This is a genomic window from Emticicia sp. TH156 (assembly GCF_002855535.1).
In the GTDB taxonomy this organism is placed as follows: Bacteria; Bacteroidota; Bacteroidia; order Cytophagales; family Spirosomataceae; genus Emticicia; species Emticicia fluvialis.
Map to the genome: position 1 here is coordinate 181,862 of NZ_PKRS01000007.1, position 18,078 is coordinate 199,939.

Below are 18,078 nucleotides of genomic sequence, written 5' to 3' on the forward strand. Positions count from 1 at the left end.
ATGCTATTTTTGCAAAAAAATTACTTAAACAAAGAGCTATTCAGGCTCATTTACATTATATAAAATTATTTATGTCGGAGTATAACCACCGTGAGATCGACAAGAAATGGCAGCAATTCTGGGAAGAAAACAAAACCTATGAAGTTAAAATTGACCATTCCAAACCCAAGTTTTATGTATTAGATATGTTCCCTTACCCATCTGGGGCGGGTCTTCACGTTGGCCATCCGCTAGGATACATCGCCAGCGATATCTATTCAAGATACAAAAGACTGAAAGGCTTCAATGTATTGCACCCAATGGGCTTTGATTCCTTCGGCCTGCCGGCAGAGCAATATGCAATTCAGACAGGTCAGCATCCGGCTATTACTACCGAGGCCAACATTAAAACCTACATAAGCCAGCTAAAGAAAATCGGTTTTTGTTACGATTGGAGCCGCGAAGTACGTACTTCTGACCCGGCCTACTATAAATGGACGCAGTGGATTTTCATGGAGCTTTTTAAAAGTTGGTATAACAAAGACAGTAACAAGGCCGAACCAATTGAGACGCTGTACGAAAAATTTGCTCAGAATGGCACCAAAGGTGTAAATGCCGTGTGTGATGATGATGCAGCCATATTTACGGCTGATGAATGGAATGCCTTTACTGATACAGAAAAATATAGCCTATCGCTTAAATATCGTTTAACTTACCTGTCAGAGGCCGTTGTTAATTTTTGTCCGGCGTTAGGTATGGTATTGTCTAACGACGAAGTAAAAGATGGTGTTTCTGAACGCGGCGGATACCCGGTGATTCAGAAAAAAATGCAACAGTGGATGATGCGCATAACTGCCTACGCCGACAGGCTTATTTCAGGTCTGGATACGGTAGACTGGTCTGAATCTCTGAAAGAGCAGCAGCGCAACTGGATTGGTCGTTCGGTAGGCGCCATGGTAAAATTTGCCGTAGAAAACCAGCCCGAAACACTGATTGAAGTGTTTACTACCCGGGTAGATACCATATATGGTGTGTCGTTTATGGTATTGGCGCCGGAACATGAACTGGTAGCCTCATTAACCAAGCCTGAGCAAAAAGAAAGCATTGATAACTATATCACCGAAACACAGAAACGCTCGGAGCTCGACCGGATGTCTGACGTAAAAAAGGTTTCAGGTGCATTTACGGGCAGCTATTGTATCAACCCTTTCAGTGGTGAAAAAGTACCTATCTGGATTGCCGACTACGTATTGGCAGGTTATGGTACCGGTGCGGTAATGGGTGTGCCGTCTGGCGACCAGCGCGACTGGAATTTTGCCACGCATTTCAATTTACCTATTGTGCCGATACTGGATGCACAAGTGGATATTGATACACAGGCCGATGCAACCAAAGAAGGAAAATATATTAATTCGGGCATTATTAACGGTTTAGGTTACAAAGAGGCTACTCAAAAACTGATTGACAGCCTTGAAGAACGTGGCATTGGAAAAGGCAAGGTAAATTACCGCTTACGTGATGCCGTTTTTGCGCGCCAGCGTTATTGGGGAGAGCCGGTTCCGGTTTACTTCAAAGACAACTTGCCATATCTGGTTGATGAACAAGACCTGCCATTAGTACTGCCTGAAATTGATAAGTATCAGCCTACCGAAAGCGGAGAGCCACCTTTAGGCCGTGCAGAAGGTTGGAATTACAAAGGTAACCCTTATGAGCTAAGCACTATGCCGGGTTGGGCCGGTAGCAGCTGGTATTGGTACCGTTATATGGATGCGCAAAACGACAAAGAATTTGCCTCAAAAGAAGCAATAGATTATTGGCAGAATGTAGACTTGTATTTAGGTGGAACTGAACACGCGACAGGCCACTTACTATACAGCCGGTTCTGGAACAAATTTCTGAAAGACAGAGGCTACGTGCCACAGGAAGAATACGCCGCTAAACTCATTAATCAGGGCATGATTATGGGTAAATCAAGCTTTGTGTATCGTGTAAAAGGCACAGATAAGGTTACTTTTGTTTCTTATGGATTGAAAGATCAGTATGATACTACAAAGCTGCATGTAGATGTAAATATCGTTGATAACGATGTGCTTGATGTTGAAAAATTCAAGGCAACCAGAAATGATATAGGCGACGACCCTCAGTTTATACTGGAAGACGGCATTTACCGTTGTGGTTCAGAAGTTGAAAAGATGTCGAAGTCGAAATTCAACGTAGTGAACCCGGATGATATCGTAGAAAAATACGGTGCAGATACATTCCGTTTATATGAAATGTTCCTGGGGCCATTGACAGAGAGCAAGCCCTGGGATACGCGCGGTATTGAAGGCACCTACCGCTTCATTCGTAAGCTATGGCGTTTGTTCTACGACCAGAACGGCAAATACATTGTAACAGATGCCGAACCTACCAAGGCAGAATTAAAAGCTTTGCACAAAACCATCAAGAAGGTATCTGAAGACGTAGAAAGTTTCTCTTTCAATACCTCAGTAAGTACATTCATGATTTGCGTAAATGAGCTGTCTGATTTGAAGTGTTCTAAGAAAGCCATTCTTGAGCAACTGGTAATAGTGCTGTCGCCATATACACCACACCTTTCAGAAGAATTGTGGGAGATTCTGGGCAATGAAAAAGGTACTGTTACCCAACAGAGTTTCCCAGCATTTGAGGCGCAGCACCTGATAGAAGACTCATTTGAATACCCGATTCAGATAAACGGTAAAGTAAGAACCTCCATCTCTTTCCCGGCTGATATGAGCAAGGAAGGTATTGAAAAGGCAGTTCTTGAAAACGAAAATGTAATCAAATGGCTGGAAGGTAACGCACCTAAAAAGCTGATTGTTGTGCCGAAAAGAATTGTGAATGTAGTGGTGTAAATGTAATGCCTAGAGTCAGGTAGAGCCGTATTGCAATACGGCTTCGGAGGCATACAAAATCCAGTTAAAGGTATTTACTGTAGTATAATAGTCGAAAACACATATTCTGCGACAGGAGCCGCATTGCAATTCGGCTCTACGAAAATAAAAAATAGGAGCAGGCAACCCGCTCCTATTTTTATTTAGACTTATTGGAAGAATTTCATTTCCCCACCGAAATCATATTGGCAAACAGCCTATATGCCCCGGGTACGCCTGCTGGTAACTCTCTGAAAAACGACAAACCTGTAAATACAAAATTACCCTTTCCATATCTGGCATATAGCACGCTTCCTTCTTCTTCTCTTTCACCTGCATCATGCATTGAAAAGATAGTTTCATATTCCTTTGCCCATTTATCGGCAAAGTATAAACCTCTTTCCTGAATCCATCCGTCAAAATCTTTGGCTGTTATTTTGTTAGGTGTATTCAACAATGGGTGCGCAGGTTTCAGAAAAGTTACTTCGGCTACTTCATCTGTCACCCGTCCGCGACCGATACCGAAATTATATGGCCCTATTTCTTTTACTTTAGATACCCCATAAAATGCGTTGGTTTGGTATTGCGTAACCACATTACCTCCATTTTTTACATAATCCATTAATTTATCCTGAAAATACTTCAGATGCTCTTCAGTATTATAGGCGCGTACACCAACTATGATGGCATCATAGGCAGATAAATCCTTACCTAATTCAACCGGGGTAAGCATGGTTACCTGATATCCGATTTGTGCTAAAGCCGCAGGTACCTCATCACCGGCACCGGCAATGTATCCGATTTTTGTTCCTTTTTTCTTTAAATCAATTCTGATGGCCTTTGCCTCAGAAACCGGGTACAAAGTAAGCGTAGGTATATGTTTGTAATCTATGGTGGCAATTCCGCGGTTGTAAGTACCACTGGCCGTTTTTACCACAGCTTTCAGGCTTACATCTGATGCCGTGGCAGACGGATAAACCTTAAAGCTCACTATCTTTTCTTCGTACTTATCTTTCAGTTCAAAATTAATGGCCGCAGGTTCAATTCTCCAGCCCGCCGGTGCTACCAGCGACACACTGCCTGACACACCCTTTTTACCGGCTTTCACCGTTACTTTTACATCTTTTGGCTGGTTATCAGCAAAGGCATATACCTTTTCGTCTATTGTGGCCATTACTTCCGGACGAACCTCAAAGTATCGATAAATTTCACCGATTGATGGTTCTACAAACTTGTAAGTCAGTGGTGTTTGAAAGCTGAACGCTTTGCCATCAATGGTAAAGGTATAATCGCAAACCAAATCAGCAGGTTTAATAGGCAGGCCCCTTAATTGCTGGTCTTTTACTTTATAAAAACCTTTTTCTTTTTCTTCCATTAACCAATATGGTTGTGTTATTGGTGTGCTTGCCGGAATCGACAAATCAAAGTATTGATTAACTGGCTTATTATAAACCAGTTTCAGATTCATGGTTGAATCTTTTCCAGTACCTTTAAAGCTCACCTTATCTAAGGTAATGTTTACATCAGAGCGGGAAATAACACTCAGATTCACCTTGATTTTATCACCACCCGCTACCGAATAATCAACCGGATTCGCCTCAAACCAAAGTCCGCTGCAAGCCAGAATCAAATCCTTAACTTCATTTTTTTTGTAGGTTGTCCAAACGTTAACTTCAAGTCCGTTAATGGCATTGTAAATGTTTATCAGAGCAGGAACAGAAGCCGACGGGTTTTCAGGTTTAAAATCAGCAAGCATCTGATTCACCAATCCTTCCACTTTTTCGCCGCCTTTTACGCGTTTCCAGGTCATGTCTATGCCATCAAACAAATCTTTCTGTGCAGGTTCTCCTACTTTATGCAAAGCATAGTCTGCACGCTCACCACGGGTTCTTGCAGAACCAAATCCCTGGCTTTTGTGCATACTGCGTGCTTCGGCAGCAATTTCAGTGTATGATTTACCCAGTAATGCGTTATAATTACCCAGCTCTATTTTTATAAAGTTGCCCTCCTCGGGTGTGTTGTTCTGGAAATTGGGCGAGAACGAGTTCCAAACCACCCGCTTTACCTGCCAGGGTTTCACATAAGCCAGTTGTTCAGGGAAACGCGTCGGGTCAGCAGCAGCTTTATAGGCTTCTTCAGATAACACGGCTGATGCCGAGTGATGCCCATGCCCGGCACGGGGGTCTGGTGGAAAACGATTTACCATTACATCAGGCTGAAAATTTCTGATTCTCCAAACCAAATCAGCCAGAATCTGTTCTTTGCCCCAGGTTTTTAGCGCTTCATCGGTAGTTTTGGTAAAGCCAAAATCGTTGGCACGGGTAAAATACTGCTCGCCGCCGTCAATACTTCTGGCGCCCAGCAGCTCATGCGTACGCAGATAACCTACATATTCCCCCTGCTCCGAGCCTATCAGGTTTTGTCCACCATCGCCACGGGTCATGGCAATATAGCCGGCACGTACCATTTTTTCTTTTGAAAGCCAGGTAATAAAAAGTGTATTTTCGTCGTCCGGATGTGCAGCCACATACAATACATTGCCTACTACATTGAGCCTTTTCATGGCTTGGATGATTTCACCGGTACTCAATTGTTTCGTTTGACCGAAACTAACCATTGTAAAAAGTGTAAAAAAGTAAATTAGGGTTTTCTTCATTGTAGTTAGATATTATAAAAATCAGGTTAAGATGGAAAAACAGAACTAATAAAAAGGTTGGAAAATAAGCCGTATGAATCAGGTCAGAAAGTTAATAAAGATTTTTGTTTACCAAAATTAATTTAGGCATTGAACTACATCAAAAATCGAATCATTCTAAACAGCCCTTTTAGAAATACTCATTTTGTTTTATAAAGGCAAAATTCAAATCATCTTAGTACTCCTTTCAGTTGCCTTACAAGCAATTTTTCATACTTCTCCAACCAAAAATATGACGATTTGTCAGCCTCTGAAAAAACAGGATATTTATATGGTATTTTACTTTCAAAAAGCACAGTAAAATGCAAAAAAAACTTCTTTTAGTAACAAACAGACCAAACAACCCGGAATTTATCCACATTCAAAATACTGACCATCAATAACTTGCAAAAAATCGGTCATTTTTTCAAAATCGTGCATTTTCTAATTCAAGTTCTTATTGTAAATTTGTAAACATTCTTAAAATAATACTTACTAAACTCAAAATAATTCATTTATGGATTCACAGATTGTCTACCTTGTTCCGGCATTCGGAATAATCGGATTACTTTACACTGCTTGGCGATTCAGTTGGGTATCTAACCAGCCTGCCGGAGATGCCAACATGCAGAAGCTTTCAGGCTACATTGCCGACGGAGCCATTGCATTCTTGAAAGCAGAATGGAAAATCTTGGCCTATTTTGCCATACCAACAGCCATTATACTGGCTTGGTTGGGCACAAGTGAAGGCACTGCCGAATCCCCTATTCATTCCTCACCTATCATTGCTGTTGCATTCTTAATCGGAGCTATTTTTTCCGCCACCGCCGGTTATATAGGTATGAAAATTGCCACCAAAGCTAATGTTCGTACTGCTCAGGCTGCCCGTACTTCGCTGGCAAAAGCACTGCAGGTATCGTTCACCGGAGGTTCAGTAATGGGTATGGGTGTTGCAGGGCTTGCCGTTTTAGGTCTGGGCGGACTATTCATTGTGTTTTACAACATTTTTGCTCAAGGAGAAGACCTGACTTCTATCGGTATGAAAACCGCCATTGAAGTACTGGCAGGTTTCTCGCTTGGTGCAGAATCTATTGCTTTGTTTGCACGTGTGGGTGGCGGTATATATACCAAAGCTGCCGACGTTGGCGCTGACCTTGTAGGTAAAGTTGAAGCGGGTATCCCTGAAGATGATGTGCGTAACCCGGCCACAATTGCAGACAACGTGGGTGATAACGTGGGTGACGTTGCCGGTATGGGCGCCGACCTGTTTGGCTCTTACGTGGCTACTATTCTGGCTACAATGGTTTTAGGGCAGGAAATTAAAGTTACTGATAATTATGGGGGGTTCTCACCTGTTTTACTACCCATGCTTATTGCCGGTGTTGGTTTGTTGGCATCATTGGTGTCAACTTTCTTTGTGCGTATCAGCAACGAGCAATCTTCAGTTCAGAACGCACTGAACCTGGGCAACTGGGCTTCTATTATTATTACGCTAATAGCTTCTTATTTTCTGGTAACCAATATTTTACCTGCCAGCCTGAACCTTCGCGGGCATGAGTTTTCAGCCATGGGTGTCTTCTGGGCTATTGTGGTTGGTTTGGTAGTAGGTGCTTTAATGTCTGTTATCACCGAGTATTACACGGCTATGGGTAAACGCCCGGTAGTGTCTATCGTTCAGAAATCAGGTACAGGCCATGCTACCAATATTATTGGCGGTTTGGCTGTAGGTATGGAATCAACCGTATTACCCATCATCGTTCTGGCAGCAGGTATCATTTTCTCTTATCAATTTGCCGGCCTTTATGGCGTATCTATTGCCGCAGCCGGTATGATGGCCACAACTGCCATGCAATTAGCTATTGATGCTTTCGGCCCGATTGCCGATAACGCCGGTGGCATTGCAGAGATGTCTCAGTTGCCTCCGGAAGTACGCGAACGCACCGACAACCTCGATGCCGTTGGTAACACCACAGCAGCTACCGGAAAAGGCTTTGCCATTGCCTCAGCAGCGCTTACATCATTAGCATTGTTTGCTGCCTTTGTAGGTATTGCCGGAATTGACGCCATAGATATTTACAAAGCCCCGGTATTAGCCGGCTTGTTTATAGGCGGTATGATTCCTTTTATTTTCAGTGCCCTTTGTATTTCTGCGGTGGGTAAGGCCGCCATGGAAATGGTTAATGAGGTTCGCCGTCAGTTCCGTGAAATCCCCGGAATTATGGAATACAAAGCAGAACCTGAGTACGAAAAATGTGTCGCAATTTCTACACAAGCATCAATCAAACAAATGATTCTACCGGGAGCCATCGCTCTTATAGTGCCGGTTTTAGTGGGCTTCGGATTCAAAAATGTTTTTTCAGATACTTCATCGGCTGAAATTCTGGGTGGTTTGCTGGCTGGGGTAACTGTATCGGGTGTTCTAATGGGTATGTTTCAGTCTAACGCCGGTGGTGCATGGGACAACGCCAAGAAATCGTTCGAAAAAGGAGTGGTTATTGATGGTGAAACCTACTTCAAAAAATCAGAGCCACACAAGGCTTCTGTAACCGGTGACACCGTAGGTGACCCTTTCAAAGACACCTCAGGCCCATCTATGAACATTCTGATTAAATTGATGTCAATCGTATCGTTGGTTATTGCGCCATACATTGCAGTGCCGGCCAAACATGCGGGTGTTCCTGAGAAAGCTCCGGTTGTAAAAGCTGTTTCAGCCCCTTCAAAGGCGGATTTAGCTAAAGCAGAAGCCGTTGCATCAGTGAAATAATACAAAGCCTTTTCAGGCTTAAAATAAGCTATTTTGAAGCCCCGTTGATTGCTCAGCGGGGCTTCTTTTTTATTATTAGTAGAGACGCATTGCATGCGTCTCTGATGGTATATATATTAGGTGAACCAGGTATGTAAAACTATGCTTTGCAAATCAAATTCTTCGATAAGCAGTAAGCATTGCGGCCCTACCTGTTTCGTTAATTGGCACAATGTATAAAACAAAAAGCCCGCAAAGCTCTCGCCTTACGGGACTTTATCAATTCAAAAATCACAGAATTCTGAAATCTGTACAAGGGCTTAGTTTTTGCCAATTACTTCATCAGTATTATAAGTTACAAATTGGGTTAAGACATCTTTAATCTTTTTGCGGTTTGTAGCTGAATCATTCTTTTCTTTTTCAATGGCTTCCAGATGCTCGCTTAACATTTTGCTTCTTACAAATTGTTTCAATGTAAAAGTTTTGTGTTGGTCGAAAACTCCCTGCCATTCTGCACGAACATCAGCCCAGAAAGCGCCATGTTCAGCCCACCATTTTTTAGTTACCTCGCAGGCTTTATCATCAGCCAGTCGACGGTAGTCGTTCAAACCTTTTTCCTGTACTAAAACCAGGTCTTTGCCATCTTTTCTTAGTACTTTATCGTTATCCTGTTCGTGCAGATAGCCGTAATCTGTAACATAAATACGGTTACCTCTTTTCAGAACATTGTAATCCTTTCTTTTGGTGTACTCGCGACGTGGGAGTGGCGCATCTACTTTGCTTTCCCAAAGGTGTTTTCCGTTTACGTGCGACCATTGTGCGAAACCCTCATAACGTGGGCCATCTTCTACCTCATATACTTTCTGCGACCAGCCTTTCTTTACCGTGTTTTTTTCAAGAGGTGTGTATTTCCAGGTGCTTTCTTTATAAAAACTGAATAAGGTTGGGTCTTCGTAGGTCCAGTCTTCTCGCCAGTGTTTCACCACCATGGTATCGCCGATTGCCAGTAAGTGTTGAATAACAATCTTATCTTTCGACTCTTCCACCACAAATACATATTCGGTTCCTTTTGCATGGTACTGGCTGCTTAGCTTGTACTCTTTATTGGGGCTGAAAGTCTCTGCGTAATCAAATTTCACTTCATGGCATCCGCATTGTGCTTTGATAGCCGCTATGTCAGCCGATTTCTGGGCAAATGCGCCAAATCCTGCCAGTAACAACATGAATGTTTTTTTCATATCTGTTTAAATTAAAATAGTTGATTTATAGTTAAAAAATGGATTATCACTTCCTGTTTGCGTTTCGCCAGACGTATATAATAGCGATTGAATTAATTTGTTTGTCTGTGAAATGACTCGCCATTACATCATTTGTAATTCATGATTAAAATCATCCAGGCACTTCGCTATTTAGGCTTTATAATTACATTGCTTAAAGCAAACGCATTTGCAACCTGCTTTTCTTAGAGCGCATTCTATTTCGTCTTCTTTTACCGCTTCATTATTGATGGTAAGAATATGATGAGCGCCGAAATCAATTCTGAATGAAGATACCCCCACTTTTTTCAACTCATCGCTCAGGCTCTGCAATTCATCCGGATTCTTGATATTGGTTATAAATTTCATGGCAAAAGTGTGGTGTGGATTCAGTAGTCGGAGCCTATTTTACTTCAATGGTGGTTTCTGTATGATACCTGACCGACTCATAAGGTTTATCCTGATAAGTTCCGGGTGTTTTGTCAATCCATTCGGCTTCTATCAGATACACCCCTTTGGTGTTTGGTACAAATGAAGCCCTGCCTTTTTCGGTAGTTATTTTTACTTTCTCCCAACCGTCAGGGCTTATGATGGTCAACTTTGCTTTGTCGGCAGGTACATTGTTTTTAAAGGCTGTCAGGTTAATGCCATTATCTGATTCAGTAGCAACAATATCAAAGTAATTGACCGATTTAGCCTGTACAGCGCCTTTGCCCACTTTATAGTTGGTGCGCAGGTACTGCATGGGTCTTACAATACCCAGGTTATGCTTATGCCAGTCTTGCACTTCGCGGGTTTCGTTAATGCCCAGTATCTGGTAATTACCTTCAGTTGCTGGTGTAAAGGTACCCTCCCAATGTGTTTCGGTTTGTTTGATAGGTATGTCCTGGCGGTTTCCGGCTTCGTCAATCACAAAGAGTTTAATCTCATTCATTTTGTCGAGCGATTTACCCTTCATCCTACCCTGGTTTACATATTCGCCATAATAAATCTGTATTCTGGCAGGCTCACCTGGTTTGCCAGAACCTTTCACCTCTAACCAATAGCCATGTGCCTGCAACACATAGGGCATCAGAATAAAGGCAAGTACTGCAAGTTTAATTTTCATAGAGTTATGATTTTATGTATTGGATTCAATTGAACATCGGCCGTTATTACCGCTTTCAGAAATCAGGCATTTAGTACAGTTGCTTTGATTTTAACCTGGCCTGCCGTTTTTGCATTCTTTTTTCTTCTACCCCACCAGATATAAACACCTGTAATGGGCAGGCTGGCAGCTATGAGGCTGGCAAAAAATGCTAATAGTTTACCAGAAAAACCAAACAATGCTCCCACGTGTATATCGTAGTTCATCCGGAAGATTTTGTCTGCTGTCGATAAGTCTTTCAGGCGGCCAAAGGCATGCTTCACCGGTACCTCCTTCAAGGTATATTGGTCAAAATACCTGTAATCGTGCTTCCAGTACACATCTGTATCGGTAGTGGTGGCAGTGGCAATGGTTGATTTCCCGGTTTCAGGCGGGTGTACCTCTATTGTAAGCGCTTCGGGGGTTTCTGCCCTTACTTTTTCGTATATGCGGTCTATCGCTGGTATAGAAGAGGCAACAGGTAAAGAGGGCGACTCCGGCTCGTAGTATTCAACCTGTGTTTTGCCTCCTGAAAGCGTATAATAATAGGCTTTAGAGAACCACTGGAACCCCCAAACAAGCCCGGTAATGGCAATAAAAATAACCACCCAGGTCATGTAGAAACCCAGCACATTGTGCAGGTCATAGTTGACCCTTCTCCAGCGGGCATTCCATTTTACTGAAAACCTCTGTTTAGCCGCCGACTTATTCTTAGGCCACCAAAGAATCAGCCCGCTGATCATCAGCACCACAAAAATCAGCGTGGCAGTGGCCACCACCGGCTGCCCGATTCGGTCAGGTAACCATAAATAAAAATGGCCGTCGAGAATAATACGGAAGAAATCTTCATCCATATTTTTCACCTTCAACACTTCGCCAGTGTATGGGTTCAGGTAAGCCAGATAATAATAGGAAGGCTCGTAATGATAAATAGTGGCAATGGCCGCACGCCCGGGTCTTTCATAGGTGATACTATGAATTACTTTGTTAGGCACCGCCTTCTCTGTTATGGCCTTTAGCACAGATGGTTTCAATAAAGGCTTGTTCTGAACCTCAACATACCTGTAAGGTTGTGTAAGGTCCTGAATTTCAACCTGAAAGGCATAAATACAACCGGTTATACTTACCACAAACACCACCAGCCCGGAGCCAAGCCCGAGCCAGAGGTGTAGTTTACCTATTAATTTCTTAAAGGTCATACCTGATTAGAATTTGTAATTGATTGAAAGACGAAGGTTTCTTTTTGCTTCTGCCTGCCAGTAATAGAAGTCGCTATAGTTATAATAAGCGCCCATAAATAAGTAGGCATTGAGTATGTTATTTACATTAAGAGCCACAGCAAATTTGTTGGCCTGATAAGAAACGGCGCCATCCATTTTGAAATAGTTGGGTAAACCTTGTTTTGAACCGTCAAACACATACCATGACGAACGACCTGTAATAAGCTGACCGCCAAGCGATACGCCAAACCCTTGCATGCTACCCGCCGTAGATTTATAGCTCAACCAGGCATTAGCAATATTTTTAGACGACCCCGGCGTTTGTACGCCCACGTTTTTTTCCTGCGTATCTTTGGTTACTTTGGCATCGGTGTAGGCATAGTTCAAAGTCAGGTCAAGACCATGAATCAACTGCCCGCGTAAGTCAAATTCGAATCCTTTTACTTGTGTCTGCCCTAACTGAACCGAGAAGAATTGGTTGTTAGGGTCGGCTGTCAGTACATTGTTTTTGGTAATATTATAGGCAGCTACCGACGTAGACCACAAACCACCCAGCCATTCGCGTTTCAAGCCAATTTCCTTGTTGTTTCCAGTAATTGGCTTAAAGCCTTTACCTTGTGCGTCAGCGCCTGCCTGTGGAAGAAAAGCCTGATCAAATACCGCATAAGCGCTCGTGTTTTTGTCGATAGAATAACTCAAACCCACACGTGGAGTAAACTTCTCTGATTTCACAAAGCCAGAATATGGGTCACTATTTTGTGCGCTGGTGTATCTTCCGGCCAGGGTTAGTCTTAATTTATCTTCAAAGAACCTGATTTCATCCTGTGCATAAATGGCTGCATATTGTTGAGCGTAATAAACTCCTCTCTGGCGTAGGCTCAGGCTTCTGTCGTATTTTGGATAGGCCGATGCCGGTACGTTTCCATGTACAGGATTGTAAATATTAAAACCTTGGGGTCCTTTAAAGGTGCCTCCTTGCGACCAGTCATGATAGAAATCCTTCTGGCCCATATCAAGGCCTGCCAGTATCCGGTGGCTTACTACACCTGTTTTAGCGTCGCCGTTTACGAAGAACTGACCTACTTTTGTAATGCCCAGCACGTCCCAGACAGAGGCAGCTCTGATTAACGTATCACCATTGGCCGAAAAACCAGTTGGCCATAACGACTGCCCAATTTGTTTGTAGGTCATGTATGCCAATTGGCCGGTCAGTTTCCAGTTGCTGTTCAGGCTATGTGCCAGCGTCAGGAAAAACGTATTATCGTTAATGTTCGATGGGTCCATGTTCGGCTCTGCCGTAGTGGCATTAACTGGTAAATCGGCCATGCCTTTCTTAGAAAATGCGTAATTTGAACCAATAACCGACATCTGGTTAAACTGGTAGGTGTATTCGGCTGTTAATGAGGTATTGGGTGTAAACTGAAACTTCAGAACCGGTGCAATTGATATGCGGTTGTTGTATTCAAAATCACGGTGTGAGCCCTTCGTCTGCCCCATCAGGTTCAACCGGTAAAGGATTTTGCCATTGTCGGTCAATTTACCATCAAAATCCAATGTTGACCGATAGGTATTGAAGCTGCCGACTGTCATTGAGGCTTCTCCTTTGTTAATACCCGTTGGCTTTTTGGTAACTACATTATAAAAACCACTTGGTTCGCCATTGGCCAGCATAAAACCTGCCGGGCCTTTTACAAACTCAATGCGCTCTACCATGCTCATGTCTTCTACCAGCGGGCCCCAGGTAGACTGCACGTTCATACCATTTCTGAACGCCGCAATCTGCGAGCCTCTCATGTTTATCTGGGCGTAAGTATCCCAGTGCTCTACACGGGTTGCGCCACTCACATTGCGGGTTACGCCTTCCAGCATATCAAAAATCTGCTGGTCCTGAATCACCTGTTTGGTAATTACCTGTATGTTTTGCGGGATTTCAAGAAGGGGAGTTTTTAGCCGAAGCGAAATAGAAGGATAATCTGATACATATTTACTCGGGTTGGCTGCCACTACTACTTCCTGCAACTGGCTGGCGTTTATGTCCATCGTAAAATCAAGCGTAACGGTTTCGCCTGCTTTCATACTAAACTTTCTGGTTTCGGCTTTTAAGCCAATAAAACTTACCTGCGCCGTGTAATCGCCGGCCTTCACCTGGCTAATCTGGTAATTACCCAGGGTATCGGTTAGCGTGCCTTTGTTTGTTCCTTTTAAAATTACATTGACAAACTCTGCTGCTTTACCGTCGCTGGTAATCACTCTTCCTTTCACTGTTCCGTTCTGAGCCCATGCCCACGAACCGCACATTAGCATTAACACTGTAAAAACTGACTTCATTTTGTGGGGTGTTAGTTTACTCATTTATTTAAAAATGCTTTGTTTGATTTGATGACGCAAATGTATATCTTATTTAGACTAATTAAAAATAAAAAGGTAAAATTATTTGGATTAATTCTAAATAAGCCTCAACTTTGTCTCAGGATAAGATTCAGGATTAAATCAGACCACTTATAAATGGCCAGCAACAGAGGAAAAATGAAAGATGTAAACTACGAGAAAGCTCTTGCCCGGTTTTTAATCTTTTTGGAGGAAAAAGGATTGCGAAAGACTGCAGAAAGGATGATGATGTTAGAGGAGATTTATTCAAGGAATGACCATTTTGACGCAGAAGACCTTTACAAAACAATGGTCGACAAAAAACAGTATGTAAGCCGGGCTACCATATATAATAACCTTGAAGTTTTACTGGAATGCGGGCTTATACGCAAAAACCAGTTTGGCAACAATGTAACCAAATATGAAAAAGCGGCCAATTTCAGGCAGCACGACCACCTGATTTGCCTGGATTGCCAACAGGTGAAAGAATTCTGCGACCCACGTTTACAGCAGATTCAGAAAATGATTGGCGAAATGATGCAATTTGAAATTACCCAGCACGATTTACTTTTATACGGCCATTGTGAAAGGCAAAATTGCGAAAACAAAAAGGCGCTTAATAACTGAAACCATACAGCCAACCCAAAAAATGCGCATTTATTTTTTATAAGTTATGAAAGAAAACTCAGAAATAACCACAAACCATGCGCAGCTGTTTCAGCAGGTTTCAGAGGTAATAGAATATGTGCACAATCAGCGGATTTTTCTGATTGGCCAACCATTGCTTAGCCAGTTTAAAGATTTAATAAACGGCTATGATAAAATTAACTACGGTGAAGTGTTGAAAAAGAAGTTGACCCGGTGAAAAATGGATAATCATAAGCTCTTAATACTGGCCTCTTGCAGCTATGGATATGTAGGTAAATGCCCGTGCTGCGAAAAATACAATATGGTTTTTAATAATCAGTTGTTTGTTTTTCCGGAAGAAGACCTACGGCAGTTCAGACGAATACTAGACGATGGCGATACCGTTTTTAATGCCGGAGATTTGTGCTGCAATGGCCGTAACATAGGTTTAAAAACACCCGTTAGTAATTTTTACCTGATGTTTACGCCGCGCGAGTTTGAGCATTTGAGAATTATGCTTGACGATGCCTTTGTGATGATAGAAGTAAACAAAGTATTACAATACTGAATGAATAAACCCAATAAGAATTTTATATTTAAGTCGTAAATAACTGTCGTAGTATGCAATCTTGCCACCATTTTGAGTGGCAAGATTTTTTTTGACCTACGTCAAAGTTTAAGAAAAATAAACCATGCAATTTTGCATCATCAAATTATTCTTAAACAATTAAAACAAATGAAAAAGAAACATTTTAAGTATGTCAACACATTGTTTGTGGTGATACCCATGACATTAATTATGGCTTTTGTAGGCCTGATGCGTAACTACGGCTTTGGCGAAGACTGGTTCTTTAAATTTCTGAAAGCCTGGAGTGTCATGCTACCTGTGGCTTATGCTGCCGCATTTCTTATTATTCCTAATGCCCGAAAACTGGCAGAAAAACTGACTGTTAAAGATTGATTTTTATACATGCACGAACAGCTAAACCAATATATCAGAAGTCAGATTGATGTAAGTGAAGATGAATTAAAAAGCATTCTATGTTGCTTCAAACCTCTACAACTAAGGAAAAATGAACCTTTGGTTATACAGGGACAAACCAGCCAGCGAACCTTCTTCGTTGGCAAAGGTTGTTTACGTATATTTTTTATTAATGAAGACGGGCAGGAAGCCACACGCTATTTTGCTTTTGAAAACCAGTTTGCCACCGCACTGGTAAGTTTTATAACCGAAGAGCCATCAGATGAGTTTATTGAGGCTGCCGAACCCACCGAACTTCTGTATATAACACATCAGGATTTCCATCAGCTACTTACAGTTGTACCTCAATGGGAAAAATTCTATAGAAATTATCTTGAAAAAGCGTATGTTAATAATACCCGCAGGTTGATGTCTTTTTTAACACAGGATGCTACTGAAAGATACCGCAGACTGATGGCAGAAAACCCTATGGTAGTAAGAAGGCTGCCTAACAAGCTGGTTGCCTCATACCTGAATGTATCTCAGGAAACACTGAGCCGCCTGAAATCTAAAATATAAATCATCAGACCCCAAGCCGCCGTAGCTAAACTACAAAAAAATAACGGACCGTTGCCGGCCCGTTAAATATCTATTAGCGATTAGCTCAATCTTATTGCTGACGCAAAGAACGAGGAATGGTAATAACTGCCACAGGATTGCTGGCGGCATCAAGGATTTTAACACCTTCAATTTCACCAATAGCACCTACTTTGATAGACTTACCTAAGTCCAGGTCTTTGATATCAACGTTTACGTAATCAGGAATATACTTGGCTGGCCCTTGCAAACGTAGTTTTTGCATTTTCTGAACCAGTTTACCCCCTTTCTTTTGTCCTTCTGACGGACCGTGCAATTTGATAGGAACCGCTACCTTGATAATTTTATCAGGTGTAATTTCCAGGAAGTCAGCATGGATAATCTGGTCATTTACAGGATGGAATTGTGAATCCTGCAAGATACCTGTATATACTTTGCCTTCAATATTGATGGTTACTTCGTAAGCATCTGGAGTGAACAATAGGTCACGGAACAAATAAGCAGGCGCATAGAACGAAACCTGATCGGCACCACCGTAAAGAACACATGGAACCATACCTTGCGCGCGCAATTCCTGTGAAGCCTGGCGTCCGAGATTCGCTCTGTTATACCCTACAATCTCAGTTTTTTTCATTTTTGTAAAGTTTAAATAATGAATCGGGTTCTTGTCAGAAGCCCAGATTCTGTTGATAATTTATAAATAATGTGCTAATAGACCCGTTATCTCTGATACGCCCAATGGCTTTGCCGAATAGTTCAGCAACAGACAACACCTTGATTTTCTGGTTGTCGTAGCGCAATGGAATGGTATCAGTTACTACCAGTTCGGTAAGAACCGAGTTTGAAATGTTTTCGTTTGCTTTACCAGAAAGCACCGGGTGCGTACAGAAAGCACGAACCGACCTGGCGCCTTTAGATAAAATAAGATCAGCTGCTTTGCAAATGGTACCTCCGGTGTCAATCAGGTCATCAACCAGAATCACATCAGAGCCTTCAACATCACCAATCAATTGCATAGAGGCTATTTCGTTTGCTTTTTTACGATGCTTGTCGCAAATCACAATATCGGCATCAAAATAAGAAGCAAACTTGCGGCAACGCGCCACCCCGCCTACGTCAGGAGATGCAAACTTGATATTTTCCAGTTTTTGGGTTTTCAGGTAAGGCACAAAAACTGACGTACCCTCTAGATGGTCAACAGGAATATCAAAAAATCCCTGAATCTGGCCGGCGTGCAGGTCCATGGTCATCACCCGGTCTGCACCGGCAGCTGTAAGCATATTGGCAATCAGCTTGGCTGTTATGCCAACCCTTGGCTTATCTTTTCTGTCTTGTCTGGCATATCCAAAATAGGGTATAACTGCACAAACATAGTGAGCCGAGGCACGTCTGGCAGCATCAATCAGCATTAATAGCTCCATGATATTATCTCCCGGAGGAAATGTCGACTGAACCAGAAACACATCACACCCTCTTACAGATTCATCAAAGCTTACCGAAATTTCGCTATCAGCAAAACGGTTGATGCTTACGCTTCCTAAATCTTTGCCATAATAATCGGCTACCCGACTGGCCAAATACCTTGATGACGTACCTGAAAAAATCTTAACTTCTGCCATTTGTTTACACTTCGA

At 42.4% G+C, this 18,078-nt stretch carries 15 protein-coding genes; 7 read left to right on the forward strand and 8 right to left on the reverse strand.

Annotated features, from left to right (window positions below; all coding sequences use genetic code 11):
• The first annotated feature begins 71 nt into the window (after positions 1–71).
• Positions 72–2,855, forward strand: coding sequence for a leucine--tRNA ligase (gene leuS / locus C0V77_RS14435; RefSeq protein ID WP_101727047.1), 2,784 nt, complete (start codon positions 72–74; stop codon positions 2,853–2,855).
• A 202-nt stretch (positions 2,856–3,057) separates the two neighbouring features.
• Here the strand turns inward: leuS and C0V77_RS14440 are convergent, their stop codons facing one another.
• The gene (locus tag C0V77_RS14440; protein ID WP_101727048.1) at positions 3,058–5,529 is read right to left on the reverse strand and encodes a PIG-L family deacetylase; all 2,472 of its coding nucleotides are present in this window, start codon (positions 5,527–5,529) and stop codon (positions 3,058–3,060) included.
• A gap of 535 nt (positions 5,530–6,064) precedes the next feature.
• On the opposite strand from C0V77_RS14440, the gene C0V77_RS14445 reads away from it, so the two are divergent.
• Positions 6,065–8,311 carry a sodium-translocating pyrophosphatase gene (locus C0V77_RS14445; RefSeq protein ID WP_101727049.1) on the forward strand — a complete coding sequence of 749 codons (2,247 nt, stop codon included), beginning with the start codon at positions 6,065–6,067 and terminating at the stop codon, positions 8,309–8,311.
• A 299-nt stretch (positions 8,312–8,610) separates the two neighbouring features.
• Here the strand turns inward: C0V77_RS14445 and C0V77_RS14450 are convergent, their stop codons facing one another.
• The 5 genes from C0V77_RS14450 to C0V77_RS14470 form a co-directional block, all read right to left on the reverse strand.
• Positions 8,611–9,528 (reverse strand): DUF6607 family protein, encoded by a 918-nt coding sequence (locus tag C0V77_RS14450; RefSeq protein WP_101727050.1) that lies wholly within the window; start codon positions 9,526–9,528, stop codon positions 8,611–8,613.
• Positions 9,529–9,699: 171 nt separating this feature from the next.
• Positions 9,700–9,915: a hypothetical protein gene (locus C0V77_RS14455; protein ID WP_101727051.1), complete on the reverse strand. Its 216-nt coding sequence runs from the start codon at positions 9,913–9,915 to the stop codon at positions 9,700–9,702.
• Between the two features lie 34 nt (positions 9,916–9,949).
• Positions 9,950–10,654: a DUF4198 domain-containing protein gene (locus C0V77_RS14460; protein WP_101727052.1), complete on the reverse strand. Its 705-nt coding sequence runs from the start codon at positions 10,652–10,654 to the stop codon at positions 9,950–9,952.
• A 62-nt stretch (positions 10,655–10,716) separates the two neighbouring features.
• The gene (locus tag C0V77_RS14465) at positions 10,717–11,871 is read right to left on the reverse strand and encodes a PepSY domain-containing protein (protein ID WP_101727053.1); all 1,155 of its coding nucleotides are present in this window, start codon (positions 11,869–11,871) and stop codon (positions 10,717–10,719) included.
• A gap of 6 nt (positions 11,872–11,877) precedes the next feature.
• The gene (locus tag C0V77_RS14470; protein WP_229236285.1) at positions 11,878–14,244 is read right to left on the reverse strand and encodes a TonB-dependent receptor; all 2,367 of its coding nucleotides are present in this window, start codon (positions 14,242–14,244) and stop codon (positions 11,878–11,880) included.
• 153 nt (positions 14,245–14,397) lie between these two features.
• Here C0V77_RS14470 and C0V77_RS14475 point away from each other — a divergent pair, with 153 nt between their 5' ends.
• From C0V77_RS14475 to C0V77_RS14495, 5 genes are all read left to right on the forward strand, one after another.
• Positions 14,398–14,886, forward strand: a complete 489-nt coding sequence (locus C0V77_RS14475; protein WP_229236286.1) for a Fur family transcriptional regulator — start codon at positions 14,398–14,400, stop codon at positions 14,884–14,886.
• 46 nt (positions 14,887–14,932) lie between these two features.
• Complete coding sequence (locus C0V77_RS14480; protein WP_101727055.1) at positions 14,933–15,124, forward strand: hypothetical protein; 192 nt, start codon at positions 14,933–14,935, stop codon at positions 15,122–15,124.
• A 3-nt stretch (positions 15,125–15,127) separates the two neighbouring features.
• Positions 15,128–15,454 (forward strand): DUF6686 family protein, encoded by a 327-nt coding sequence (locus tag C0V77_RS14485; RefSeq protein WP_101727056.1) that lies wholly within the window; start codon positions 15,128–15,130, stop codon positions 15,452–15,454.
• A gap of 168 nt (positions 15,455–15,622) precedes the next feature.
• The gene (locus tag C0V77_RS14490) at positions 15,623–15,847 is read left to right on the forward strand and encodes a DUF2798 domain-containing protein (protein WP_101727057.1); all 225 of its coding nucleotides are present in this window, start codon (positions 15,623–15,625) and stop codon (positions 15,845–15,847) included.
• A 9-nt stretch (positions 15,848–15,856) separates the two neighbouring features.
• Positions 15,857–16,426, forward strand: a complete 570-nt coding sequence (locus tag C0V77_RS14495; RefSeq protein ID WP_101727058.1) for a Crp/Fnr family transcriptional regulator — start codon at positions 15,857–15,859, stop codon at positions 16,424–16,426.
• A 91-nt stretch (positions 16,427–16,517) separates the two neighbouring features.
• Here the strand turns inward: C0V77_RS14495 and C0V77_RS14500 are convergent, their stop codons facing one another.
• Together C0V77_RS14500 and C0V77_RS14505 are read right to left on the reverse strand one after the other, a co-directional pair.
• The gene (locus tag C0V77_RS14500; protein WP_101727059.1) at positions 16,518–17,078 is read right to left on the reverse strand and encodes a 50S ribosomal protein L25/general stress protein Ctc; all 561 of its coding nucleotides are present in this window, start codon (positions 17,076–17,078) and stop codon (positions 16,518–16,520) included.
• 34 nt (positions 17,079–17,112) lie between these two features.
• On the reverse strand, positions 17,113–18,063 hold the full coding sequence (locus tag C0V77_RS14505; protein WP_101727060.1) for a ribose-phosphate pyrophosphokinase: 951 nt from the start codon (positions 18,061–18,063) through the stop codon (positions 17,113–17,115).
• Positions 18,064–18,078 lie beyond the last annotated feature (15 nt).